This window comes from Limnobaculum zhutongyuii, assembly GCF_004295645.1.
Taxonomy (GTDB): Bacteria; Pseudomonadota; Gammaproteobacteria; order Enterobacterales; family Enterobacteriaceae; genus Limnobaculum; species Limnobaculum zhutongyuii.
The window spans coordinates 1,340,052-1,365,505 of record NZ_CP034752.1 but is presented as its reverse complement, the minus strand read 5'-3'; the positions used below and the strand labels follow the sequence as shown (position 1 = coordinate 1,365,505).

The 25,454-nt window shown below is 48.3% G+C and carries 15 protein-coding genes and 1 pseudogene; 12 read left to right on the top strand and 4 right to left on the bottom strand.

Features of this window, described 5'->3' with window-relative positions:
* The first annotated feature begins 61 nt into the window (after positions 1-61).
* The 12 genes and pseudogenes from EKN56_RS05695 to EKN56_RS05640 all read left to right on the top strand — a co-directional run bounded on the left by EKN56_RS05695 (position 62) and on the right by EKN56_RS05640 (position 13,693).
* On the top strand, positions 62-1,468 hold the full coding sequence (locus tag EKN56_RS05695; protein ID WP_130590923.1) for an MFS transporter: 1,407 nt from the start codon (positions 62-64) through the stop codon (positions 1,466-1,468).
* A 133-nt stretch (positions 1,469-1,601) separates the two neighbouring features.
* Positions 1,602-2,654, top strand: a complete 1,053-nt coding sequence (locus EKN56_RS05690; protein WP_407656526.1) for a LacI family DNA-binding transcriptional regulator — start codon at positions 1,602-1,604, stop codon at positions 2,652-2,654.
* 2 nt (positions 2,655-2,656) lie between these two features.
* Positions 2,657-3,640, top strand: a complete 984-nt coding sequence (locus EKN56_RS05685; RefSeq protein ID WP_130590922.1) for a nucleoside hydrolase — start codon at positions 2,657-2,659, stop codon at positions 3,638-3,640.
* Between the two features lie 126 nt (positions 3,641-3,766).
* A complete protein-coding gene (locus EKN56_RS05680) occupies positions 3,767-5,413 on the top strand; it encodes a Na/Pi cotransporter family protein (protein ID WP_130590921.1) in 1,647 nt (548 codons plus the stop codon).
* A 123-nt stretch (positions 5,414-5,536) separates the two neighbouring features.
* Positions 5,537-6,141: pseudogene (locus EKN56_RS05675) on the top strand (YebB family permuted papain-like enzyme).
* A gap of 38 nt (positions 6,142-6,179) precedes the next feature.
* Positions 6,180-6,710 (top strand): DUF4303 domain-containing protein, encoded by a 531-nt coding sequence (locus EKN56_RS05670; protein ID WP_130590920.1) that lies wholly within the window; start codon positions 6,180-6,182, stop codon positions 6,708-6,710.
* A 281-nt stretch (positions 6,711-6,991) separates the two neighbouring features.
* Positions 6,992-8,665 carry a 2-succinyl-5-enolpyruvyl-6-hydroxy-3-cyclohexene-1-carboxylic-acid synthase gene (menD, locus tag EKN56_RS05665; RefSeq protein WP_130590919.1) on the top strand — a complete coding sequence of 558 codons (1,674 nt, stop codon included), beginning with the start codon at positions 6,992-6,994 and terminating at the stop codon, positions 8,663-8,665.
* Positions 8,665-9,447 carry a 2-succinyl-6-hydroxy-2,4-cyclohexadiene-1-carboxylate synthase gene (gene menH / locus EKN56_RS05660; protein ID WP_130590918.1) on the top strand — a complete coding sequence of 261 codons (783 nt, stop codon included), beginning with the start codon at positions 8,665-8,667 and terminating at the stop codon, positions 9,445-9,447. The genes menD and menH overlap by 1 nt, the downstream gene beginning before the upstream one ends.
* A 2-nt stretch (positions 9,448-9,449) precedes the next feature.
* Entirely contained in the window at positions 9,450-10,307 is an 858-nt protein-coding gene (gene menB, locus EKN56_RS05655) for a 1,4-dihydroxy-2-naphthoyl-CoA synthase (RefSeq protein WP_130590917.1), read from the top strand.
* Entirely contained in the window at positions 10,307-11,278 is a 972-nt protein-coding gene (gene menC, locus EKN56_RS05650; protein ID WP_130590916.1) for an o-succinylbenzoate synthase, read from the top strand. Before menB ends, menC begins: the two co-directional genes overlap by 1 nt.
* Entirely contained in the window at positions 11,266-12,687 is a 1,422-nt protein-coding gene (gene menE, locus EKN56_RS05645; protein WP_130590915.1) for an o-succinylbenzoate--CoA ligase, read from the top strand. Before menC ends, menE begins: the two co-directional genes overlap by 13 nt.
* An 82-nt stretch (positions 12,688-12,769) precedes the next feature.
* Entirely contained in the window at positions 12,770-13,693 is a 924-nt protein-coding gene (locus tag EKN56_RS05640) for a phage exclusion protein Lit family protein (protein ID WP_130590914.1), read from the top strand.
* A 112-nt stretch (positions 13,694-13,805) separates the two neighbouring features.
* Here EKN56_RS05640 and pabB read toward each other — a convergent pair whose 3' ends face one another.
* The 4 genes from pabB to EKN56_RS05620 all read right to left on the bottom strand — a co-directional run bounded on the left by pabB (position 13,806) and on the right by EKN56_RS05620 (position 25,083).
* Entirely contained in the window at positions 13,806-15,539 is a 1,734-nt protein-coding gene (gene pabB / locus EKN56_RS05635; RefSeq protein WP_130590913.1) for an aminodeoxychorismate synthase component I, read from the bottom strand.
* 1 nt (position 15,540) lies between these two features.
* Entirely contained in the window at positions 15,541-16,122 is a 582-nt protein-coding gene (locus EKN56_RS05630; protein ID WP_130590912.1) for an anthranilate synthase component II, read from the bottom strand.
* Between the two features lie 143 nt (positions 16,123-16,265).
* Positions 16,266-23,126 carry an autotransporter outer membrane beta-barrel domain-containing protein gene (locus EKN56_RS05625; RefSeq protein WP_130590911.1) on the bottom strand — a complete coding sequence of 2,287 codons (6,861 nt, stop codon included), beginning with the start codon at positions 23,124-23,126 and terminating at the stop codon, positions 16,266-16,268.
* 517 nt (positions 23,127-23,643) lie between these two features.
* Entirely contained in the window at positions 23,644-25,083 is a 1,440-nt protein-coding gene (locus EKN56_RS05620; RefSeq protein WP_168189612.1) for a catalase, read from the bottom strand.
* Positions 25,084-25,454 lie beyond the last annotated feature (371 nt).

Here is a 25,454-nt window from a genome sequence, read left to right as displayed (position 1 = left end):
TATATGGGCAAGCAGCACGCCGGATTCCGGCTGTTAATCTGTATTACACAGGGGATAACGAATGACAATAATAAATAGCTCTGAGTCATTACCTCAGGCTTCGTCAGAGATGACGGCGGCCGATGAGAGGCTGACAACGCAGGAAGGGCGTAAAGATTTCTGGCGGGCGACGTTTTCATGCTGGTTAGGAACCACCATGGAATATGCCGATTTCGCACTGTACGGGCTGGCGGCAGGTATCATTTTTGGTGATGTCTTCTTCCCAAATGCTACTCCGGTTGTGGCGCTAATCTCCAGCTTTGCTACCTATTCGGTGGGCTTTATTGCCCGACCTATTGGTGCGTTGTTGTTTGGCTGGTTGGGGGATCGTAAAGGACGTAAGTTAGTGATGGTGATTACTATCACGCTGATGGGGGCTTCAACCACCCTAATTGGCCTGATACCCAGTTATGCCACTATCGGTTTGTGGGCTCCGGGTTGCTTAGCCTTTCTGCGTTTTATGCAAGGGCTGGGGGCTGGTGCAGAACTTTCCGGTGGTGCCGTGATGTTGGGAGAGTATGCTCCGGCTGAGAAACGTGGTCTGGTATCATCAATCATTGCTCTGGGCTCTAACAGCGGTACTTTACTGGCGTCTTTAGTATGGTTGATTGTATTGCAGATGGATAAGCAGAGCTTGCTGGAGTGGGGATGGCGTATACCGTTCCTGTCCAGTATTTTGATTGCTGCGGTTGCGCTGTTTATTCGTCGCCATATGCGTGAAACACCGGTATTTGAGCGTCAAAAACAGGTTCTGGAAGAGCAGCGTCGTTTAGCCATGGAGAAAGGGCATCAGCAGGTTGCTGAGAAAGATACCCGTAGTTTCTGGAAACGTACCAAAGCCTTCTGGATTATGGTTGGTTTACGAATTGGTGAAAATGGACCTTCCTATCTGGCTCAGGGCTTTATTATTGGCTATGTGGCGAAAGTTCTGATGGTTGATAAGTCAGTACCCACCATGGCAGTATTTATCGCTTCATTGCTGGGCTTTTTGATTATTCCACTGGCCGGGTGGCTATCCGATCGGTTTGGTCGTCGAATTACCTATCGCTGGTTTTGTATTTTGCTGGTTCTGTATGCGTTTCCGGCCTTTATGCTGCTGGAAACCCGCGAACCGATTATTGTGATGATTACCATCATTGTTGGTATGGGACTGGCGTCACTGGGCATCTTTGGCGTACAGGCGGCATGGGGCGTTGAGCTGTTTGGTGTCACTAATCGTTATACCAAAATGGCGGTGGCTAAAGAGCTGGGTTCTATTATGTCGGGCGGAACGGCTCCGCTTGTGGCTTCGGCCATGCTGTCTTATACCGGTCACTGGTGGCCGATTGCGGTCTATTTCGTGTTTATGGCGGGTATCGGTTTAGTTGCAACCTTTTTTGCGCCGGAAACTCGGGGTCGCGACCTTAATCTGCCAGAAGATGCAATATAGCCTGATGTGTGCCGATTAATTCCCGACAAAATGATATGTTATTGTCTGAGTTGGGTATTTTTCCGGGACCAGGTTCGGTATCCTGTATAAAAGTCTGATAATCATAGTTATTTTTATCTGCCAGGCAGATTAAGTGAGTAACGCAGTGTTGAATCAACATTCTCGCCGCGTAACGCGTTCCGATGTGGCACGTGAAGCGGGGACATCGGTTGCCGTGGTTAGCTATGTCATCAATAACGGGCCGCGTCCGGTTGCAGAGGCAACCCGCGAGCGCGTGTTAGCGGCGATCAAGAAAACAGGATACCGGCCAAATGGCATTGCCAGAGCCTTAGCATCGGGAACCACCCGAACTTATGGTCTGGTTGTGCCAAATATTTCTAACCCATTTATTTCTTCAATGGCACATGCTCTCCAACAGGAGGCATTCACCCACGGTCAGGTATTGCTATTAGGGGATGCAGGAGATGACCGCCAACGCGAACTGGAATTAATTAATAATTTGTTGCACCGTCAGGTGGATGGATTGTTGTATACCAGCGTTGACCGTCATCCTTACATTGAGCTGATTCAGGCCAGCGGTACGCCATTTGTGATGCTGGATCGGGTCGACCCGGCACTTAAGGTAAGTGCCATTCGCGTAGATGAAAAAGCCGCGGCGTTTCAGGCGACCTCGCATCTGATTGAACACGGCTATCGCGATATTGCCATTATCTGTGGGCCGAGGGAGATGCTGAATACGCAGGATCGTATTAATGGCTGGCGTGACGCGCTGCAACAGAACGGTTTAACGGTTAACGAGCAGTGGATTTTCTCTACTGATTATACCCGAGAGGGCGGCTATCAGGCGGCAGAGCTAATGCTACAGGGCAAACTTCCCAGAGCTTTATTCGCGACCAACGAATTACAGGCCCTGGGGTGTTTACGAGCCCTGTCCGAGCGTTCTATTTCTGTACCTGATGAGCTGGCGCTGGTGTGCTTTAACGGTACCGTTGAATCACAATTTAACGTGCCTTCTTTAACCACTGTTCGTCAACCGGTGAGCAAAATGGCCAAAGCGGCGATTGAGATGCTGAAGAATTGGAATGATTCCCCTAACGTACAAGAGTTTGCCTTTGAGCTACAGATAGGCGAATCCTGCGGGTGTTCGTCACAGCGAAGGGTTCACTCGACTAAACTGAAAAGATAATTATGCGCTTAATAATTGATTGTGATCCGGGAAATGGTGTGGTCGGTGCCAATGTTGATGATGGTCTGGCTCTGGCTTTAGCCATTGCTGCACCGGATATTTCGCTGGAGTTGATTACTACGGTTTCTGGCAATACCCCCAGTATGGTGGGTTTTTCGGTGGCGCGTGCATTAGTAGAGCGTCTGGGGTTGAATATTCCGGTACGTCGGGGTGCTTCACAGGCATTGGTTGAACCGGCAGGCCCATGGCGGGATAAGCTGGATCATGGTGCAGAACGCAGCGGTCTGACTAACCTGTGGCAACAGGTACCAACGTTGCGCATGGCGGATTATGAAGCCCCGTTAGCAGCCCATGAAATTGGCAAGCTGATTTGCAGCAACCCCGGTGAAATTACCTTAGTGGCTATCGGACCATTAACCAATATTGCTCATGCTATCCAGCTCTATCCGGATTTGGTTCACCATGTGGCTGAAATTGTCATTATGGGCGGCGTATTTAATGTTGATGGGTATATTAAAGATACTAACTTTGGTGTCGACCCGGAAGCGGCCCATGTGGTATTGACCAGCGGTGCTAATATTACCCTGGTTCCTATGGATGCCACGGTACAAACGCAAATGCTGCATCAGGATTTAGATAAAATAGCGGAAATCGATACGCCGCTGTGTCACTTTCTGGTGGAAACCATACGACCATGGATGGATTACTCCATTCAAACTCGGGGTCTGCCCGGCTGCTGGATCCATGATGTTTTAGTGGTTGCCTGGTTGTTGGATCGCAGTGTGGCTACCTATACTTCTCGTTATGTTGATGTGGCACTGGAAGGCGTATTAACTCGCGGCACGACCTGGCAGCGGGATCCGCATAATCTTCGCTTAGATGTGGGTATCGCACCGGCACAGGGTAAACCGGTTACCGTGCTACAATCAGTTGATAATCAGAAGCTGTTGTCGATTATTCATCATAACTTGAATCATTATCGTTAATTCAACTATAAGCCTGAGGGCGTCGTCATCTGCGCCTTCTATTGCTATTTTTAAAGATTAAACAGGTGGTTTATTACATTCAATAAACAGGAGCGTTCTTCTGAAATTGAATAACAGGAATTTGCTATGCTGACCTTGCTTCATTTGCTCTCCTCTGTGGCCCTGTTAGTTTGGGGAACTCATATTGTTCGTACCGGTGTGATGCGGGTGTTTGGTTCCGATCTGCGTCGGATACTGAGCGCCAGCATTCAGAAAAAATGGCGGGCATTTATCGCCGGAGTAGGTGTAACTGCGCTGGTGCAAAGCAGCAATGCCACCGCATTATTGGTGATCTCTTTTGTCTCTCAGGGGCTGATTGGTTTAGCGCCAGCACTGGTGATTCTGTTAGGGGCTGATGTGGGTACGGCACTGATGGCGCGAGTGCTGACCTTCGATCTCTCCTGGCTATCGCCGCTGTTGATTCTGTTTGGTGTGATTACTTTTTTAAGCCAGAAGAAAACCCGTATCGGGCAAGTGGGCCGGGCTGGTATTGGACTGGGGCTGATTTTGCTGGCTCTGCAACTGATTGTCATTTCAGCCGAACCCATTACTCAGGCCAGCGCAGTACGGGAGGTTTTCTCCTCTCTGGCTGGTGATGCCGTTTTAGCGTTATTAATTGGCGCACTGTTTGCCATGGTGAGTTACTCCAGTCTGGCGGCAGTATTGCTAACCGCCACGCTGGCCGCCACCGGGCTGGTACCACTTAATATTGCGCTGTGTATTGTCATTGGTTCTAACCTGGGCAGCGGTTTCCTGGCTTTGCTTAGCAGCCGTGGGCAGGGGGCAACGTCACGACGTCTGGTATTGGGCAGTCTGCTGTTTAAGATTATTGGTTGCGTGCTGGTGGTGCCGTGGATTGCCGTACTGACTCAATGGCTGCGTCAGTACTCACTGCCTGCTGCGGAAGTGGTGATCTATTTCCACGTATTGTACAACCTGCTGCGCTGTATTTTGATGTTGCCACTGGTTAATCCAATGGCCCGTCTTACCACGCGCATGATAGCGGAAGACCCTGCAATAGCAGCTCAACTAACCCCTCGCTATCTTGACAGTGCGGCATTAGATACGCCATCGCTGGCGCTGGCCAATGCGGTACGGGAAACTCTGCGTCTGGGGGATGTGGTAGAGCAGATGCTGGTGGGCTTTAATGAAGTGTTAGCAGGGAATCAGCAGCACCGCCGTGAAGTGGCTCATTTGAAAGATGAAACAGATATGTTGTACGGTGCGATTAAGCTCTATCTGGCAAGACTGCCGCAAGAGAGTTTAAGCACGGTCGATTCCCGCCGTTGGGCCGAAATTATCGATACTGCGGTAAATCTGGAACAGGCAGGCGAGATTATCGACCGTATGACCTCTGAGGTATCCTCTAAATCGCTGGGAGTGCGCAAATCTTTTTCTTTAAAAGGCATGGAAGAACTCAATACCCTGTATTTACGTCTGGTTAAAAATCTGGACTTAGCCATGTCGGTATTTCTGTCCGGTGACATTGATAATGCTCGTCGCCTGCGTCGCGCCAAGCATCGCTTTCGCCTGCTGAATCAGCGTTACTCTTTGGGGCACGTAGAGCGCCTGCATCATAAGAATCTGCAAAGCATGGAGACCAGCTCACTGCATATGGGCTTACTGGCGGATATGAGAAGGCTTAATTCGCTGTTTTGCGCAGTGGCTTATTACGTGTTGGAAGTGCAGGATGAAGAGAGTCACTCTGATGGAGACGCAGGGGTAACTAACTAACAGAACTGTCAGATTTGTCAGTGATGGTAAAGGTTTGTCGAGGCCATTGATTCAATAGTGCTAACTGGATAATTTGTGGGAAATTTCTGTTTAATCAACGTCCCGTAAGTTAAAGGAATCGCTATGAACGTTAATTATCCGACGGCCTATGAAGTGGGCGATGTGGTATTTACCTGTATTGGCAATTTGCTGTTTCGCCAGGTTTCTGCCGCATCGGCATGCTGGAGTAACCACGTAGGGATTATTATCGGTCATGATGGCAAGGATTATATTGTGGCGGAGAGTAAAGTTCCGCTGTCCCAAACCACCACGCTGACTAAATTTGTTTCCCGTTCCGTTGATGGACGCTACGGCGTTCGTCGTCTGGAAGGGGATTAACCGAGCAACAAAAGCAGTCGCTGGTTGAAAAGGTGCCTGAACGTTTAAAAGTGCTGTATCACACCGGCTTTAAATATGAGTCCTCCCGCCAGTTTTGTTCCAAATTCGTGTTTGATCTTTATCGTGAAGGCTTGTCTATTTCGATAGGAAAAATTGAAACCTTTGACGCACTGCTCAGTAGTAATCCCGATGCGAAGCTACAATTCTGGCACTTTTGGTTTTTAGGGGCGATACCCTGGGATCGTAAAACCGTAACGCCAGCCAGTTTATGGTTCTATCCAACTCTGGTCCCTGTGTTTAACAGTCACCCTGATGCGAATGAAACCGAGCCTGACTGGTATTATCATTAAATTATTAATTCGTACTCTATGGATCGGAGATACCCGCCTTGGATAAAGATAACCAGGCCTCATTTAATGAGGTGATGTTATTTGTCAGAAATGAAGTTAGCCAATTTATTGACGCTCATCCCGGAGAGGTGTTCTCCGCGTTTGCCTTTGACTGTAACATTTGGGAAGGTGTTGAACTGAATTTATGCCTGACGACTCAGGGTTATCTGAATGAGATCCTGCATTACTATCAGACGGGTGCGCGTAAGGACTATTATCAGACAGACGAAGGTATTTTAAGCCTTAAATACAATACCGGGGACTGGAAGTATCAGTGTTTTAGCAGTATGAATTGTGTGGAAGACGAGGATTACCGCTATTTTGATACCAATGATAAACAGGAAAAATATCAGTACTGGATGAATCTGTTAGCACAAGTAATGAATGAGTTTTTGCAAACCCCGGAATATGCGGCTATTCCCAAGCTGCTGGATTTCAAAGTGTTGGTCTACGATCATGATGAAGATCCGGAAAGCAGTGAACTGCGGTTAACGGTTTTTGGCGATCGGCCTGCATTTCGTTTAAATTAGCGATGATTTTAGTCATCTGTAATCACCTGAAACTAAATGTATCTTAATGTTTCTGAACTTCCTCTATTGCCATAATTCATAACAATCATGCTACAGGCCAGACGGTTGAAAGGTTGCCACAGAGTGGGGATTAACTTAAAAATCAATACGTTTGCTGACAAACCCGCGCCATTCGGGCATTTCATTGTCGCCACTGCATGCTTAGTGTAATATATGTGACCATTATGGATTCTATTTTTCAGTTAAATCAATAGATTAAACTGATCTTCGGTGAACTCCCCATGTCGATAAGTGTGTTTAACCGCCGTTGGGCGGCAGTGCTATTAGAAACATTAACCCGCCACGGGGTTCAACATGTATGTATTGCACCGGGTTCCCGATCTACCTCTCTTACGCTGGAAGCGGCGGCTAACGCCAAAATAACCTGTCATACCCATTTTGATGAGCGCGGCCTTGGTCATCTGGCTCTTGGTATCGCTAAAGTTACCGGTCAGCCGGTTGCGGTGATTGTGACTTCCGGTACGGCAGTGGCAAATTTGTATCCTGCATTGATTGAAGCCAGCCTGACAGGGGAGCGTCTGGTTTTACTGACTGCCGATCGTCCACCTGAATTAATTGATTGTGGTGCTAATCAGGCCATTCGTCAGCAGGGTATTTTTGCTGACCATCCGGGTCAATCACTGTCATTACCCCGACCTACGCCAGATATTTCAGCCGCATGGCTGGCCTCAACGCTCGATCAAGCGCTAAGTGAACAGAAACAAGGGGCATTACATATTAACTGCCCGTTTGCAGAGCCGCTGTATGGCGGTGATGCTTCTGCCTATGCTGACTGGTCCAAAACCTTGGGCGACTGGTGGCAAGGCGATAAACCCTGGTTAATCAGCGATAACCAACGCATGGTGACACAACAGCCGGATTGGCCTCAGTGGCGGCAGCGTCGTGGTGTGGTGGTTGCGGCGCGCATGGGGGCAGAGCAGGGCGAACAGGTAGCCGCCTGGGCTAAACAGTTAGGCTGGCCCCTGCTAGCGGATGTGCTCTCCAGTAGCGGACAGCCATTACCCTGTGCGGATTTGTGGCTGAATAACCCCAAAGCGCAGGAGATACTGGCACAGGCAGAGATAGTGGTGCAATTTGGTGCCAGCCTGACGGGTAAGCGTATGCTGCAATGGCAAGCCAGCTGTTGTCCAAAAGAGTATTGGTTGATTGATAATATTAACGGGCGTTTAGATCCGGCGAATCATCGTGGTCGCCGTTTGGTGGCTGACATTAGCGAGTGGCTGAAACTGCATCCGGCAGAAGCCCTACAACCATGGGCTGACCAACTTACTATCTTAGCCACTCGGGTACGCGCTCATGTTACCGAATCTCTGGCACATCAGTTTGGTGAAGCGCAACTGGCTTGTCATTTAAGCGAGCTGTTGCCGGTAAACGGTGTGTTTTGGGCGGGTAATAGTCTGATTGTGCGGCTGATCGATGCATTGGCACAGTTACCGGCAGGCTATCCGGTATACAGTAACCGTGGAGCCAGTGGGATTGACGGTTTATTTTCCACTGCCGCAGGGGTTCAACGTGCGGCTGACAAGCCGATGCTGGCAGTACTGGGCGATATTTCCGCGCTGTACGATTTAAACTCTCTGGCGTTAATGAAACAATGTACTGCTCCGGTGGTATTGGTGGTGGTGAACAACGACGGTGGTTCGATTTTCTCACTTCTGCCAACGCCGGAAGCGGAAAGAGAACGTTTCTATCGCATGCCGCACGGCATAAACTTTGAGCATGCTGCGGCAATGTTTGGTTTAGCCTATGCCAATCCGAAAAGCTGGCAGGCGGTAAAACAAACCGTAGACGCTCACTGGCAACAGGGCGGAGTTCTACTGTTGGAATTACAGGTAGCTCCACACGATGGCGCTGAAACATTGCGTCAGTTAGTTAACGATGTGGTGAACTTCTGATGTTGGCAGTAACCCGTTATCCATCGGCTGCGGCAGATAACCATCAGCCCTGGCTGGTGTTTCTTCATGGATTACTGGGTGACAGGCAGGATTGGGGTAGCGTGTTACCTTATCTTAATCGCTGGTCTTGTCTCACTATTGATTTACCCGGCCACGGCAAGTCGCAAGATATTAGTGTTAACGGTTTTGAGCAGTTAAGTCAGCAACTGACTGAAACCCTGTTGGCCTGTAATATTAATCGCTATATTCTTATTGGTTACTCTCTCGGTGGTCGCGGTGCGATGTATCATACCTGCTTTGGTGAGAGTGATGGATTAGTCGGGCTGGTGGTCGAAGGGGGAAACCCAGGACTCAGTTCTGAATCGGAACGACAGGCGCGTTTACAGCATGACGGCCGCTGGGCTGAACAGTTTCGCCAGCAGCCGCTGTCAGAGGTGTTAGTTCAGTGGTATCAACAGCCGGTGTTTGCCAATCTGAGCGATCAAAGCCGCCAGCAGTTGATTTTGCGCCGTAGTCATAATCGTGGTGATAATGTGGCACAAATGCTGGAATCGACGTCGTTGGGCCGTCAGCCCCAAGTGGGCGAATTGTTAAATACGCGGTTGATACAGCGAAATATACCTTTTTGTTATCTCTGTGGTGAACAGGACGCAAAGTTTCAGCAAATTGCGCTTGAAAATCACTTTCCGCTGCGTATTGTAGCCGCAGCAGGTCATAATGCACATTCGGCGAACCCTGAAGGTTTTGCCGCACAGTTGCTTACATTTTTGAAGGAATGCTAATTATGCTTTATCCAAGTGAACAGGAACTCTACGCACCTATCGAATGGCAGGATTGCTCTGAAGGATTTCAGGATATTTATTACCATAAATCAGCCGACGGTATTGCAAAAATTACTATAAACCGTCCTGAAGTGCGTAACGCATTCCGTCCTCTGACCGTGAAAGAGATGATTCAGGCGTTAGCCGATGCCCGCTACGACGATCATATCGGTACTATTATTCTGACCGGTGAAGGTGATAAGGTGTTCTGTTCCGGCGGTGACCAGAAAGTGCGCGGCGATTACGGCGGTTATAAAGATGACAGCGGTACTCACCATCTGAACGTGCTGGATTTCCAACGCCAGATTCGCACCTGTCCTAAACCAATTATTGCCGCAGTCGCCGGTTACTCCATTGGTGGCGGTCATGTATTGCATATGATGTGCGACCTGACTATTGCCGCAGAAAACGCAATTTTCGGTCAGACTGGTCCTAAAGTCGGTTCTTTTGATGGCGGCTGGGGCGCTTCTTATATGGCTCGCATCGTTGGTCAGAAAAAAGCCCGTGAAATTTGGTTCCTGTGCCGTCAGTACAATGCTCAGGAAGCGCTGGATATGGGACTGGTTAACACCGTAGTTCCTGTTGCTGATTTAGAAAAAGAGACGGTTCGCTGGTGTCGTGAAATGCTGAGAAACAGCCCGATGGCGCTGCGCTGTCTGAAAGCGGCTCTGAATGCTGACTGTGATGGTCAGGCAGGTCTGCAAGAGCTGGCCGGTAACGCCACCATGCTGTTCTATATGACTGACGAAGGTCAGGAAGGGCGCAATGCGTTTAATGAGAAACGCCAGCCGGACTTCAGCAAATTTAAGCGTAATCCATAATGCGTAAAGTCGAACTCTACCGTTTTAGCCTGCCGATGGAGGCAGGGGTGATTCTGCGCAATCAACGGCTAAAAACGCGCGATGGCTTGCTGGTTTGCCTGACAGAGAATGGCAAACAGGGGTGGGGAGAGATCTCCCCATTACCGGAGTTTTCTGAAGAGACGTTGGAAGAGGCGGAAGCCGCTACACTGGGCTGGTTACACAGTTGGGTTAACGGCGAACAGGCGTTTGAAAGCGCACTGCCTTCCGTGGCTTTTGGTTTGAGCTGTGCGATGGGGGAGCTGTCAGGCTTTCTGCCGCAAAAAGCAGATTACCGCAAGGCACCATTGTGTAATGGCGATCCGGATGAACTGTTTGCCGTATTGGGCGCCATGCCGGGCGAAAAAGTGGCAAAAGTTAAAGTCGGCCTGTACGAAGCAGTTCGTGACGGCATGATTGTTAATCTGCTGCTGGAAGCCATTCCTGATTTGAAACTGCGTCTGGATGCCAATCGCAGCTGGACTCGTGCGAAAGCCGATGGTTTTGCCAAATATGTACAGCCTCAGTTCCGGGATCGCATTCAGTTTCTGGAAGAGCCTTGCAAAACCCGCGATGAATCTCGCGATTTCTCCCGTGAAACAGGCATTGCCATTGCATGGGATGAGAGTGTACGTGAAGCTGACTTTGTGGTGGAAGCAGAGCCAGGCGTTGCGGCGATTGTGATTAAACCAACGCTGGTGGGTAGCATTCAACGCTGCCATATGCTGATTGATCAGGCACACAAAGCAGGTTTAATTGCTGTTATCAGCTCATCGATTGAAACCAGCCTTGGTCTGACCCAGTTGGCAAGAATGGCCGCATGGCTGACACCGGATACCATTCCGGGGTTAGACACGTTGTCACTGATGCAATCGCAGTTGGTACGTCCGTGGCCTGACAGTGAACTCCCTGTGCTGGATGTTGATGCGCTGGAAGTGGTATGGCGTCGTTAACTTCAACGGTTTTTAGTCATTGGCCGTGGCAGCAGTGGGCAAGTGAACAGCCAAACGCCACGGCAATTATCAGAGAACAGCAGTCGGTCAGTTGGCGATGTTTAGCTGACGAGGTTAATGCCCTTTGTAACCTGTTTTATCATCATGGTGTTCGAGCCGGGCAGGGCGTAGCGTTGAACGGCAAAAACAGTCCTGAACTGTTGTTAGGGTATCTGGCGATCTTACAGCTGGGTGCCCGAGTTTTGCCGCTCAATCCTCAATTACCCGACGCATTACAGGCGCAACTGCTGCCGATCCTGAATATCGATTGGGGTTGGAGCAGCCATTCTTCGACGTGGCCGGACAGGGTTAAATCACTACCTTCATTCAGTATCGAGCAACTCTCCGTCAGCAATTTTGATACTCAATTGATGGCTGACTGGTCATCAGCACAGTCATTAACCATGACGCTAACTTCCGGTTCCAGTGGACTGCCAAAAGCGGCGGTACATACACCACAAGCCCATTTAGCCAATGCCGCCGGGTTGTTACAGCGGATGCCGTTCGAATCAGGTGACAGTTGGTTGCTCTCCTTACCGCTGTTTCATGTTTCCGGACAGGGGGTAATATGGCGGTGGTTGCAAAAAGGTGCCACTCTGGTGCAGCGTAATATGCACCCTTTAGATCGGGCACTGGCTGGCTGTACTCATGCTTCACTGGTACCAACTCAGCTTTGGCGTTTGCTGGAACAAGATGCCGATAAGTTAGTGCTTAAGCAGGTGTTGCTGGGGGGAGCATCTATTCCCGTTGAGTTAACCGAACGCGCACAACAGGCAGGAATCAGTTGCTGGTGCGGATATGGCATGACGGAAATGGCCTCTACTACTTGCGCCAAACCCGCCGACGCCACCGCTGGTGTAGGTGTACCTTTACCCGGCAGAGAATTACAACTGGTGGATAATGAAATCTGGCTGCGGGGTAGCGGTCAGGCGCTGGGTTACTGGCAGCAGGGCGAAATTCGGCCACTAAGCGACAGCCAGGGCTGGTTCCATACCCGCGATCGCGGTGAGATGCGAAACGGTGAGTTGTATATCTGCGGGCGTATGGATAACCTGTTTTTCAGCGGTGGGGAAGGCATTCAGCCGGAAGACATTGAGCGAGTACTGATATCCCATCCTCTGATTGAACAGGCGTTTGTGGTGCCGGTTGATGATGTGGAGTTTGGCCAGCGTCCGGTGGCGGTGGTTGATGCATTACCGGGGCTGGATTTATCTCAATTATCCGCATGGCTGGAAGGTAAAATAACCCGTTTTCAGATCCCGGATAGTTACTATGTTTTGCCTGCGGAGTTGAAGCAGGGGGGAATTAAGATCTCTCGGTTGGCGGTGAAGGAATGGGTTAAGTCGCTGAATAATGAGGTGGTGAAGTAGATTGGGCGGTTAATCAGGCGTATTTGTATTGATTTATCCTTGAGCTGAAATTCTGATAACCGTTATATGCCAGGGCGAATTAATGAACGAGAATCAAGCATTAGAAAAACTGTTTGAAGGTGTTGTTCCAGAAAGGTTCAGGGAAGTCCTCGATTTAGTTGAAAAGCATTCAGCACAATTCCGAAGAATTGGGGATAGAAGTGGCTTTAATCTTGATGCCGGAGCCTATGGCGTAATTCAGTTTACCCAAAGGTCTTTAGCTCAAATGTGGATTTTTGGCTTTGCATGTCTCGATTCCCTTCACTGTTATTCAGCAGTAATTGAACTAGCCTGGCGTTATAGTTTGAAATTCGATCTTAATGTGATCGAGGTTCTGTCAGAGCAGAAAGAAAAATATGACTGCTTTTCCAGAATCATTAAGTCTATAGAACAGTTAAACAACGCTGAAAGTGAAAACGATTTTGATTGGCCTGCTGTAATTCCCCAACCAGAAGAAGGAAAGCCTGAAAATATGGAACAGGCTGCCGTGTTCGATCTCGTTCTAATGGCGGGTGCGTATGTATTTCTGCATGAATTAAAGCACGTAATTTTTCAATCTGAAGGCAATGCTCCGGAAGATCCTCATGAGGAAGAAATGGCATGTGATTTTTTTGCTTCCCATATGATGTTGTCAAAAGTTGACGATTACTCAATTACAAGTGGTTATCCTGCAGATAAAGTGAGAATGAAGAGGTCGGCTGGAATAGCTCTCGGTAATGTATTTCTGGCTGTTGTTACACCTAAGCATAATTTAGGTGGAACGATAACTCATCCTCCAATTCACCAACGTTGGTCAGTCACTTTAGGAGAAATAGATTTAGAAGAGAGCGATAATTATTGGCTATTTTTTGCCTCGTTAGCGATTGCCTTAATAAAATATAAAGAAATCGATTTCCCACCGCAGCTTGTGACTAGTTATAAACAGTTAGCAATATCGTTAATTGAAGCGCTTGAAAAGGGCATCTGACAAATTGAACATTTGTATAGATTAATTGCTATTCTACATTTCGATGACCAAGGCATAGCTGTCCTATACCACTCTTAGACAACCAATAAATCTAACAATAATCCAACGATACTCAACTTAAATCATCCCGCCACACCACTTCCCGCCAGCCTCGAACGCTATTAATAAATCCGATCTTCTGCGCCTGTTGGAACTGTGCTTTGGTCAGAATCGCTTCCCGAATGGCTCCTGCCTGCAATAATGCCTGTCGTTCGGTTCCCGGCAAGAGACCACAAGAGATTGCCGGGGTTAGCCATTGTCCATCAATCAATAAAACCACATTACCATTTACAAACTCGGTGATTTCATCCCGCTGGTTGTATAGCAAAAACTCGTTGTCCAACGTAGCCGCAGGGTAGTGATCCCGCAGGGTGGTTTTATGGTAAAGCAGGTTATTATCGCTATGTACTGCAAAAGGAGCCCAGTTGGCGATCAATGGCTGAGTTAATGGTGTAATCGGATCACAACTTAGCGTTGCCTCACCGTTTTGTTCCAACAGCAGGCGAACTTTATATTCCCCTTGTTGGTAGCCAGTGGCTAACTGCTGTAACTGTTCTGTCAGCTTGTCGGCATCAAGCACAAAGTTAAAATAGCGGGCAGAAGCGGATAAACGTTTAAGATGCAGTGTTAACAGATGATAATCGCCATCCTTTAACAACAGGCTTTCCAGCAGTTGTTTGGGCAGAGTAACACCGCGCAAAACCTCGGCCTTGTTAATCACTTCCTGATACTCATTTTCTGCGGTGGAATCCCAGGTGATACCGCCGCCTACGCCATAACGGGCGATGCTTTTCTCGGTATCGATAATCACCGTGCGAATTGGAACGCTAAACAGGGCTTCTTTATCTGGCGTGATATAACCGATGGCCCCACAGTAGACTTCCCGGGGCTGTGGCTCAAGTTGAGATATTAAGCGCATCGTGCTGGCTTTGGGCGCTCCGGTAATTGAACCACAGGGAAATAGTGCGCGGAAAATATCGGTAAGGCTGGTTTGTTGACGCGTCTGAGCGCTAATGGTTGAGGTCATTTGCCAGACGGTAGGGTATTGTTCAATATCAAATAGCGCAGGTACTTTTACGCTACCGGCAATCGCCACCTGACTGATGTCGTTGCGTAGTAAATCAACGATCATCACGTTTTCTGCCCGATCTTTTTCTGAGGTTCTTAGCTGTTCCTGACGCATCAGATCGTCCTGAGCATCCAGACCTCTTTTAGCCGTTCCTTTCATTGGCTTAGCGGTGAGCGTACCCTGACGCCAGTGAAAAAACAGCTCCGGCGAAGCGGATAAAATTTTGAAACGGCCGATATCCAGACAGGCGGCATATTCAGCCTGCTGGGCGCTAAGCAGCTGCTGATAAAGTCGATAGTAGCCCTGTTCGCTGCACTCAGTGACTTCAGCTTCCAGTCGAATGGTGTAATTGGTTTGATAAGTATTACCCGCCTCAATTTCTGATTTGATGCGCAGAATTGCCTGACGGTATGCCTCTGTGGAGGTAGCCGGTTGCCATTCCGATAAAATATTCTCGAATAACTCTTCGGGGATATCAGAGGAGTCGTCAGTAAGTGGTTGCTGATACAGACCAAACCACAATAGCGGCATATCTCCCTGCGGTGGCGTTTGGTAATAGGACTGGAATGCAGCGGCGGCTTCATAAGAAAGATATCCGGCAGCGTACAGGCCGCTGTCTACGGCTTGCTCAACCTCTGCCAGCTTTGCTGTCACTTCACTGAGCTCAGAAGTAGTAATGACTTTTAGCGGGTGCTCAAACAGTTGAACCTGACGATTAAAATCAAAGCGTAATTTCATATCAGGCTCCTTCACTGGTGTAAGTGGTTACAAATTGCTGCAACAGCTTCAAACCACTTTCGGTCAGAATCGCCTCCGGGTGGAATTGTACTCCCTCAATTGGCCACTGTTTATGGCGCAGTCCCATAATAATACCGTTATGGGTTATCGCCGATATCTCCAGTTCTGGCGGCAGAGAAGAGGGCTCCACCATCAGAGAGTGGTAACGGGTAACCTGTAACGGGCTGGGAAGATGGTCAAACAGCGTACGGCCATCATGGGTAATTAATTCGGTTTTGCCATGGGTTGGCACCGGGCACTTAACAATACGTGCACCAAATGCCTGAGCAATTGCCTGATGACCAAGACAAACCCCCAGTAACGGAATGGCACCGGCAAAACTGCGAATTACCTCCAGCGTAATACCGGCATTCTCTGGTGTTCCGGGGCCGGGAGAAAGAATAATCGCCGCAGGCGCTAAAGCGGCGATTTCATCGAGCTGCAACTGGTCATTCTTGACGATCCTCACATCAGAATAAGACTGACAAAGATAATCGAGCAGGTTATAGCTGAAAGAGTCGTAGTTATCGATGAGCAGAATCATAAGTCAGGTATACCGCTGATGGCAGAAGGGCGAAGGGGTTATTCTAACCGATAGAGAGGGAATGGGAAGCCTGAAAAAGAAACCCGCCAGATTGCGCCAGCGGGTTCAGAGAGTCAGACTTGATTATAGCGCTGATGGCATTTTTACCATTTGACGTTAACGCCTACCTGACCACCCCAGGATTTATTATCCCGATCGTCAAGGGATTTGCTGTAACTACCGGCGGCAGAATATCCCATGCTGTCATTGTATTGATAGTTGGCGCCAACGCTGACTTCCGCCCAGGTACCGTTGGACGGTTGTTTCAACGTAGTAGAGTGTTTGCCGGTTTTATCCACGGCGTAGGTGGTGGCATCCCCCATAAACTCATGCCACACGTCGGTTTTTGCCCAGGTTCTCAGGTAATGGGGTTTGCTATCAGTATCCTTAGCTAATGACCAGTCACGGTTGACAAGCAAACCGGTGCGGGCACGCAGAGAATCATTTTGTTTAAAACTGAAACTACCGTGGTTGTCTTTGGCATCATCAAAGGAGATATGTTGGTAGGCCAGCTGTGCCTGTGGTTCCAGAGTGACGCCGTTATTGAAGTTAAAGGCATACCCACTCTCTACGGAGCCTAAAACACCGACACCGTTAGTGGAGAAGGTTTCGCTATGCTTTGAGGTCGCATCCACATCGTAGTAGGTGGTTTGTAATACGGTATCGGTATACCAGCTTTGTTGCCCCTGATGGGTCCAGTAGAGTCCGAGGCTATAGGCTTTAGTCACGGTTGATCCGGCATCCTGCCCACGATCGTTATTAATATCGGTTTCGGTATCACCGTAGCCGAAATAGACACCAGCGCGGTCCATGGATGAATCAGCGCCTTCACGACGGTAAATATCATGACCTAGCTGAATTCCCGACAGATAGGAGTCATATCCGGCACCGTTTTTCTCAATATTATTAGAGCCATGTTCCGTCTTCTTACCAATAATACGTCCCCAGGCTTCCGGAATATAATCAGAACTATCGGACCTGGTCTGTGCCTGTGTCTGAACGACCTTAGGTGTACACATGCCGGAAATCAGCAGTTCGACTTCCTCTTTTGCCGTCAGTCCCTCTTTTTTACAGGCATCGCCACCACTTTGCACGATTTGTGCCGGAGGTGGTGTATTGCGAGCGTGTTGTGGCCCCAGACGGGTGTCCAGAGAGCCTAGCATGGTGTAGGCATAGTCGTTGGCCACCGGGAAGACCGTTGAAGCCAATACGACCTCAGAACGGTAGTCAGTATTCAGATACCAGTTATTATTTGCCGTGTTGTACTCCAGCTCATAGTCCGATACCCCGAACAGTTGACGACCGGTGGAGAGTTGGAATGCGCCTGCGTCAGAATTACTCAGGCTTTCAACCACCAGGATTTTATTTTTTGGTGCGAGGGCTGTGTTTTCACCAAGATGATTGATTTCAACGGTGGTTGGTCCGCCGGTTCCCAGTCGCGCTGAGTCGACCACCATTACGTCTGAAAACAGTGATTTCCCTTTGTCATCGGCCTTCATATTGGCAACAACCCGACCACCGTTAGAGACAAATACGCCACCGCCATTTTTTCCTGGTGTGTGTCCTCCGGTAATCACCAGTGAGTTACCGGCACTAGTGGTTCCATCAGTCAGGTCAATCACTCCTGAATGGTCAAAACGTGTTACTCCCAGCATTTGTCCCTGGGTGAGAGTATCGGTGTTGGCATAACTTGAAGTGAGGTCTGCCGGTACATAAATTTCATTCGCACTGACCGGATTAATCGCATAGTTGGCGGAGTTTGCCAGAACTAAGGTTCCCTGGTTAATAAAGGTATTATTGCCGCCGTTGCCCATATCCACAGAGGCAATACCCCAACTGTCGCGTAATCCATCCCGATTGCTGTCAGAATAGTTACGCAGCAGGAAACAATTGTAGTTGTTGAGGGTGTTGTCAGCAGAACCAAATTGGGCCGAGCCGGTGAGTTGGTTATAGTTATTGATCGTGGTCTGTCCCGCGTTGGCGGTTGAGTAAATAACCCGATCGCTGATTGCATCAACCACACCATAGTTATTTACCGTCAGGCGAGTTTTCTCGCTGGAGACAGCACTACCAAGACCAATACCAAATGAATTACCACCGTGTACCATGGCGGTTTTTCCAATGTTGATATTACCGGTACCGGATAGCGACATGCCAATACCGCCAGCACCGTGTTCTGCATTGATAAAACCGTTATTGAAATTGATTTCTCCGACAGTTTTAGTATTACCCGTCGCTAAGTCATCAACCCAAATACCCACCCCCGTTGGCGTAATATCAGCAGATACCGGCGAAAGGGTGATGATCCCCGAATCGTAGGTTACGCTGGCTTTACCATTTGCACCGGTTGCGGCATAGATACCGTGATGGGTGCCCTCAGCGGAGCTTTGTCCGGCGTTAATCTGGTTAGTCGCCTGTACCGTTACGTTACCGGCTGCGGTGGTAGCCTGTATCCCGCTGCCGTCTGTGGCATTGATGGTTCCGGTATTACGTACCAAAAAGCTGCCAACAGGGCCGCTGCTTTCAGCGTACATACCGTGGCCCTGTGCGTTAATTTGACCCAGATTATCCATCAGCAGGCTCTTAGCTATCTGACCCTGAGCAGGCGCTAACTGAGCGCTCATACCACGGCTGCCGTCACCCAGCGTATCTATAGTGCTTTGATTTAGCATTTTGATATCACCGGTGTTGGTTTCAGCATGCATACCGTGAGCGGAGATACCGTTGGTCACCACGGCGGCATTATTATCAAGTCGACTGGTGCCTGCGTTTGACAGGGATGCAATGCCATGGCCGCCATCACCATAGGTGATAACCTGACTGTTGTTGATCGCTGACAGGTTGCCGGTATCGGTTTGGCCGAAAATCCCGTAGCTCTGAGCACCGTATGTGGTGACGCTACTTTGATTCACTGCATTGCTGATTCCGCTTTGACTAAGGGCAGCGACGCCGTAGGCTGATTGTCCATGGGTGGTGACAGTCGCAAGGTTAGTAGCCAGCGCAGAGCCAGTATCGGTTTGGGCAGAAATACCGTAACTGCTATCACCATAAGTTGTGACGTTGCTTTGATTGAGCGCCTCACTTTTTCCGCTCTTACTGATGGCACCAAGGCCATTGGCTGACTGTCCGTGAGTGGTTACATTGCCCATATTGAGCGCTAATGCGCTACCACTCTCGGTTTCAGCACGCATACCGTAGGCATTGTCACCTTCGGTAGTGATAACCTGCATTTCCAGATTGAGAGATATCGCCTGAGCCAACTGACTAAAGGCTGACAGGCCATAAGCATTATTACCGTAAGTGGTGACGGTGTTTTGGTTTTTCGCCAGCGCGGTGCCTTTGATATTCGAGGCATGAACACCAATGGCACCCTCTCCGTGGGTAGTGACCTGAGCATTGTTGATTGCTTCGGCACTATTACGTTGGCTTACCGCGCTTAAACCATAGCCATCAACACCAAAGGTTTCTACGTTTAGCTGGTTATAGGCCAGTGAGTCTCCACTTTCGCTTTCGGCGCTGACGCCACGAGCACCAGTACCATGAGTGATGACACTTTGGTTATTGATTGCCTGAGCATGGCTGGTTTTGCTGAAAGCGTGAATACCGTAGCTGTAATCACCTTCAGTTTCGATAGTGTTATCGTTTTGCGCCAGTGCATCAAGGTTACTGCTGGCCGCCAGACCGTGGCTATTATTACCGCGAGTAATAATGCTACCTGTGGCTTCGTTGTAGGCGTATGCCTGACTATTTTGGGTAATGGCATTGACGCCATAGGCGTTATCGCCACGGGTTTCGACATTTCCCTGATTGACCGCCTGCGCAACGCCTTGAGTACTTTCTGCATTTAATCCGTTGCTACCATTACCGGTGGTCAGAATTGAGTTTCTGTTGAGCGCATCGGCGCTGCTCTTACTGCTTAATGCGCTGACGCCATAAGCATTGTCACCATGGGTTTCAACCGTTCCATCATTAACGGCTAAGGCCTCAGCATTAACGCTGTAGGCATGTAAACCGTAGCTGCCTTTACCGTAGGTTTTAACTTCCGCATTATTATCATTTTGCACTACGGCGGTGTCATCCTGACTATAGGCGCTGACGCCGTGGGAATTTTCTCCGGATTTTGCCAAGATAACGCCGCCGGCGATTTCACTACCGGTAAGGATATTTCCTTTGTTGATAGCATAGGCTTTGTTGTGCTGGCTTTGAGCATTTAGTCCATCGGCATTATTACCCGCAGTGGTGATTGAACCGAGGTTTTCTGCCTGAGCTTCCCCATTGGTACTGCGGGCTGAGGCACCATTAGCACCGTGGCCGGAAGTGACTATCTGATTTAAATTGCTGACAACGGCCAGCGCCTGATAGCTTTGAGCCAGCAGGCCGTGAGCGTTATTTCCCTGAGTGTGGATAATACCGGTGGTGTCATTGAGTGCTGCCGCTTTCGCATCTTCACTAATGGCGCTGGCGCCATTACCCCCATCTCCAGTGGTCGATATGGTACCGGAGTTAATGGCTACTGCTTCTTCATGTGTACTTTGAGCGTAGGCGCCGTGAGCATCAGTCCCTGCCGTGTTGATGGTAGCATTAGCTTCATTGATGGCATTGGCTTTTCCATATTGACTGACCGCATTCATGCCATTGGCATTATCGCCCTGAGTGGTTATTTTTCCCTGATTGGTGGTGCTGGCCAAAGAGGTAAAACTGAACGCATTCATTCCATGAGCAGTATCACCGGCAGTTTTTATTTCACCGGTTGTGGTGTTAATTCCCACGGCTGTATTGAATATGCTGGTGGCATTAGCACCATGAGCCTGCCAGCCGTTGGTTTCAATTGAACCGGCATTACTGACCGTAGCTTGAGAGGTCAGGCTGAAAGCGAGCAGACCCTGGGCCAGCGCACCCTGCGTGGTAATACTGGCATTTTCCTCATTGGACGATTGTGCGGTAGAAAATAGCGATATTGACTGAGCTCCCATTGCACCCAGGCCGCTGGTAGTGATGTTGCCCTGATTGATTGTCGTTGCCGTATTAATAAGGCTCACTGCGCTTAATCCAGACCCAAAAAGACCATTGGTGGATATGGTTCCGCTGCTGGTGTTAATCGCCTGAGCGCTGGAAAGCACACTAACCGCGCTGGCTCCATGGCCGAAAACATCGAGCACACCGGTTGAAATCTCTCCGGCATTCTCTACTGACGCTGAGCCCAGAACACTGACTGCACTCAGACCATGGCCGAAGGGACCATTAACTGAGATTTTACCGGTTTCACTGTTATTGGCTGTTGCACTGCTTAACAGGCTAAAAGCGCTGGCTCCGTGACCGAAGATATCAAGCATACCGGTGGATATTTCCCCGGCATTTTCTGCGGATGCAGACCCAACAATACTGACTGCACTCAGGCCATGGCCTAAAGGCCCGTTAACCGAAATATTACCGGTTTCACCGTTAATGGCAGAAGCATTACCCAGCAGACTGAAAGAACTGGCGCCATGCCCCAGAATATCCAGTACGCCGGTGCTGACTTTACCGTGGTTTTCTGTTGTAGCGCTGCCAGCAATGCTGATAGCACTGACACCATGTCCTAACGGACCGTTAAGATTAACTTCAGCACCTTGTTCATTGGTTGCTTTAGCATTACCCATAATGCTAATAGCACTGGCACCGTGACCTAAAATGCCCAGTATGTTGGTTGATACTTTGCCGCTGTTTTTAGCCGTAGCATCGCCCATGACGCTAATCGCACTGGCTCCGCTGCTGAATGCACCATTCAGGCTGGCATTACCGCTATTCTCTGCAGTAGCGCCGCCGATAATGCTAATGGCGCTGGCTCCATGACCAAAAATATTCAGAATATTGGTAGAAACATCGCCGCTGTTTTTAGCGGATGCGTTACCAAGGATGGAAATCGCGCTGGCTCCACTACTCAGCGGATCATTAAGTTGAGCATTGCCGGTATTTTCTGCCGTAGCACTGCCCACAATGCTGATAGCGCTGGCGCCATGACCTAAAATATTCAGCAGATTAGTAGAAACATCACCACTGTTTTTAGCGGAGGCATTACCGAGAATGGATATGGCGCTGGCTCCGCTACTCAACGGACCATTAAGTTGAGCACTACCGGTATTTTCTGCGCTAGCGCCGCCCATAATGCTGATAGCGCTGGCTCCGTGACCAAATACGTCCAGAATATTGGTGGAGACGTCACCGCTGTTTTTAGCGGAGGCATTACCGAGAATAGAGATTGCACTGGCACCGCTGCTCAACAGGCTATTAAGTTGAGCATTACCAGTATTTTCTGCGGTAGCGCTACCCATAATGCTGATAGCACTAGCGCCATGACCAAACACATCAAGAATATTGGTGGTGACTTCACCGCTGTTTTTAGCGGATGCGTCACCGAGTATGGATATGGCACTGGCTCCGCTGCTCAACAGGCTATTTAGGTGAGCACTTCCCTGGTTTTCTGCGGTAGCGCTACCCATAATGCTGATAGCACTGGCTCCATGACCGAAAATATTCAAAATACCGGTAGAGACATCACCATTGTTTTGGGCCGTTGCACTGCCAATAAGCGCCATGGCGTTTGCACCACTACTGAGTGGTCCGTTAAGGCTGGCATTACCATAGTTAGTGGCACTGGCGCTCCCCAGTAAACTGATGGCGCTGGAGGCGTGATCAAAAATACTGAGTGCCGGGTTAGATACATTATTATAGTTAGTTGAACTGGTATCTAACAGGCCGACTTCCCCCAGATTGATAAATCCCAGATCCAGATTAATACCCAGCAGTCCGGGGGCCGCAGCATATTGCTGATTTTGAGGTGCTTCTGTAGCCGCAACGTTTTGAGCACTCAGATAAGTGCTGTTTGAAGATATACTGGATGAAGGATTCTCAGCAATAGTTTCGAAAGAAAATAGACTACTGGTGATAGCAATAGCTAATGTTTTCTTTAAATGATAATTAGACATAATTAGGTTCCATCCTAAACTATTAATTATTCAATATGGTTATCAATATGTGTTGTACGTATGTGTTGTTTTTTATGTTAAAGCTTTTATTGATTAAGTAATTAAATAATAAAATTTATGCTTAAATTTGATATTAAATACACGTAAAAGCCCTGTTTTAGCTGCTTGCGGCCTTTTTTTGGTTTCTGTTAATTTGAAATAATAACTTTGTGGATATTGAATTGAAAGTTAAATGGTGAAGAGTTTGTTTTATATTGATGATTATTTATTAATATTAAAATATTACTTATTTATTTATATAATTTGATAATCCAAGCCTTATTTTTTAATTTTAATTTTTATTTAATATATCTGAGGTGACTATTTTTGAGTGAGTTGTTGCTTGCTTTTGCTTATTATTGTTATTTATTGACTATTCAATACCTCTATAAAAAGACCCCCACCATTTGGTGGGGGTCTTATCTTCCGGTCAAAATCCAGGGATATAAACCCACGGATTATTTAGAGACTGAGTGAGTTATTTCATCTTTTTCAGCGCTTCAATAACGCCATTCCCATAGTCCGGATGAACTTTGGTAAACAGGTCGATTTGACGCTGACGAATGTTTTCCGGAACTTCACAGAGCTCTCCTGCAATACGCTTGAACATTCGTTGATGTTCTTCTTTGCTTAGCAGGTTAAACAGGGCGCGTGGTTGGCTGAAGTAATCGTCGTCTTCACGATGATTCCAGTGGTCAGCTGCACCTTCTAAAGTTAGCGGTGGTTCGCTAAAGTTTGGTTGCTCTTTAAATACACCAAAGCTGTTTGGCTCGTAAGTTGCGCCGTTACCGCTGTTGCCATCGATACGCATAGCACCATCACGATGGTAGTTATGGAATGGGCAGCGAGGGGCGTTAACCGGGATTTGATGATGGTTAATGCCTAAACGGTAACGATGAGCATCACCATAGGAGAACAGACGACCCTGTAACATTTTGTCCGGAGAGAAGCTTACGCCTGGTACCACGTTGGCCGGGTTCATCGCAACTTGCTCAACTTCAGCAAAGTAGTTATCCGGATTACGATTCAGTTCCATTACACCCACTTCAATCAGTGGTGCATCTTTATGTAACCAGACTTTAGTTAAGTCAAACGGGTTGTAAGGCAGTTTGGAAATTTCATTTTCCGGAATGATCTGTACAAACAGCTTCCAGCGAGGGAAGTTGCCGGCCGCGATGTTGTCATACAGGTCACGCTGTGAGCTTTCACGATCTTTACCAATCAGCGCTTCGGCTTCCTCATCCATCAGGTTCTCAATGCCTTGCTGGCAGCGGAAATGGAATTTAACCCAATAACGTTGGTTGTCTTCGCTGATAAAACTGAAAGTATGGCTGCCAAACCCATGCATATTGCGGTAAGACTTCGGTAGTCCACGGTCACTGAAGTCGATGGTTAACTGATGCAGAGATTCAGGTAACTGAGAGAAGAAATCCCACTTATAGGTTGGGTTACGCAGGTTAGTATGTGGGTCGCGTTTTACTACGTGGTTCAAGTCCGGGAATTTTAACGGGTCACGCAGATAGAAAACAGGGGTGTCGTTACCCACCAGATCCCAGTTGCCTTCTTCGGTATAGAATTTGATGGCAAAACCACGAATATCCCGTTCTGCATCGGCTGCACCGCGCTCACCGGCTACGGTAGAGAAGCGAACAAACAGATCGGTTTTTTTACCAATCTCAGAGAAAATTTTAGCGCGGGTATATTTGGTAATGTCATGTGTCACGGTAAAAGTACCGTAAGCACCGGAACCTTTAGCATGCATACGACGCTCAGGAATGACTTCGCGGTCAAAGTGAGCTAGTTTTTCAAGGAACCAGATATCCTGTAACAGCATCGGTCCTCTTGGTCCTGCGGTCATTACATTATTGTTATCAACTACCGGCACACCAGATGCCGTGGTTAGTTTCTTATCGCTCATCACGTTCTCCTGTTAAACATCAAAAAATTATCGTCATACTGACACAGAGCTAAAAACACCACTTCTTGGTTCTGTCACTGTTACTGCTACTATTAGTAAGGTTATGAGCCCAATATAGCCAATTGATACTACCTATTATGGTTATCAGTGTAGCCAATATATAAAAGTCGTGAACTTAACCGGTGTCATAAAGATATCGACAAATTTATAGCCGAGCCTTGCTGTACGGGCATTCTGTCGCCAATGGCGTTTAAATTGGATGGTTTTAATGTGTTGTGAACGTTTAATTTTTATAGAAGCTAAAACATAAAATTATCTTCTGTAAGCTTTTAGCCACGATTGGCATCATCATGGAGCCAAACCTGTATGAT

Excerpts from the sequence above, each read along its gene's own strand:
- EKN56_RS05625 (WP_130590911.1), bottom strand. The coding sequence starts at position 23,126 with ATGTCTAATTATCATTTAAAGAAAACATTAGCTATTGCTATCACCAGT.
- EKN56_RS05695 (WP_130590923.1), top strand. The coding sequence starts at position 62 with ATGACAATAATAAATAGCTCTGAGTCATTACCTCAGGCTTCGTCAGAG.
- menB (WP_130590917.1), top strand. The coding sequence starts at position 9,450 with ATGCTTTATCCAAGTGAACAGGAACTCTACGCACCTATCGAATGGCAG.
- menD (WP_130590919.1), top strand. The coding sequence starts at position 6,992 with ATGTCGATAAGTGTGTTTAACCGCCGTTGGGCGGCAGTGCTATTAGAA.
- menH (WP_130590918.1), top strand. The coding sequence starts at position 8,665 with ATGTTGGCAGTAACCCGTTATCCATCGGCTGCGGCAGATAACCATCAG.
- EKN56_RS05640 (WP_130590914.1), top strand. The coding sequence starts at position 12,770 with ATGAACGAGAATCAAGCATTAGAAAAACTGTTTGAAGGTGTTGTTCCA.
- menE (WP_130590915.1), top strand. The coding sequence starts at position 11,266 with ATGGCGTCGTTAACTTCAACGGTTTTTAGTCATTGGCCGTGGCAGCAG.
- menC (WP_130590916.1), top strand. The coding sequence starts at position 10,307 with ATGCGTAAAGTCGAACTCTACCGTTTTAGCCTGCCGATGGAGGCAGGG.
- EKN56_RS05680 (WP_130590921.1), top strand. The coding sequence starts at position 3,767 with ATGCTGACCTTGCTTCATTTGCTCTCCTCTGTGGCCCTGTTAGTTTGG.
- EKN56_RS05630 (WP_130590912.1), bottom strand. The coding sequence starts at position 16,122 with ATGATTCTGCTCATCGATAACTACGACTCTTTCAGCTATAACCTGCTC.
- pabB (WP_130590913.1), bottom strand. The coding sequence starts at position 15,539 with ATGAAATTACGCTTTGATTTTAATCGTCAGGTTCAACTGTTTGAGCAC.
- EKN56_RS05685 (WP_130590922.1), top strand. The coding sequence starts at position 2,657 with ATGCGCTTAATAATTGATTGTGATCCGGGAAATGGTGTGGTCGGTGCC.
- EKN56_RS05620 (WP_168189612.1), bottom strand. The coding sequence starts at position 25,083 with ATGAGCGATAAGAAACTAACCACGGCATCTGGTGTGCCGGTAGTTGAT.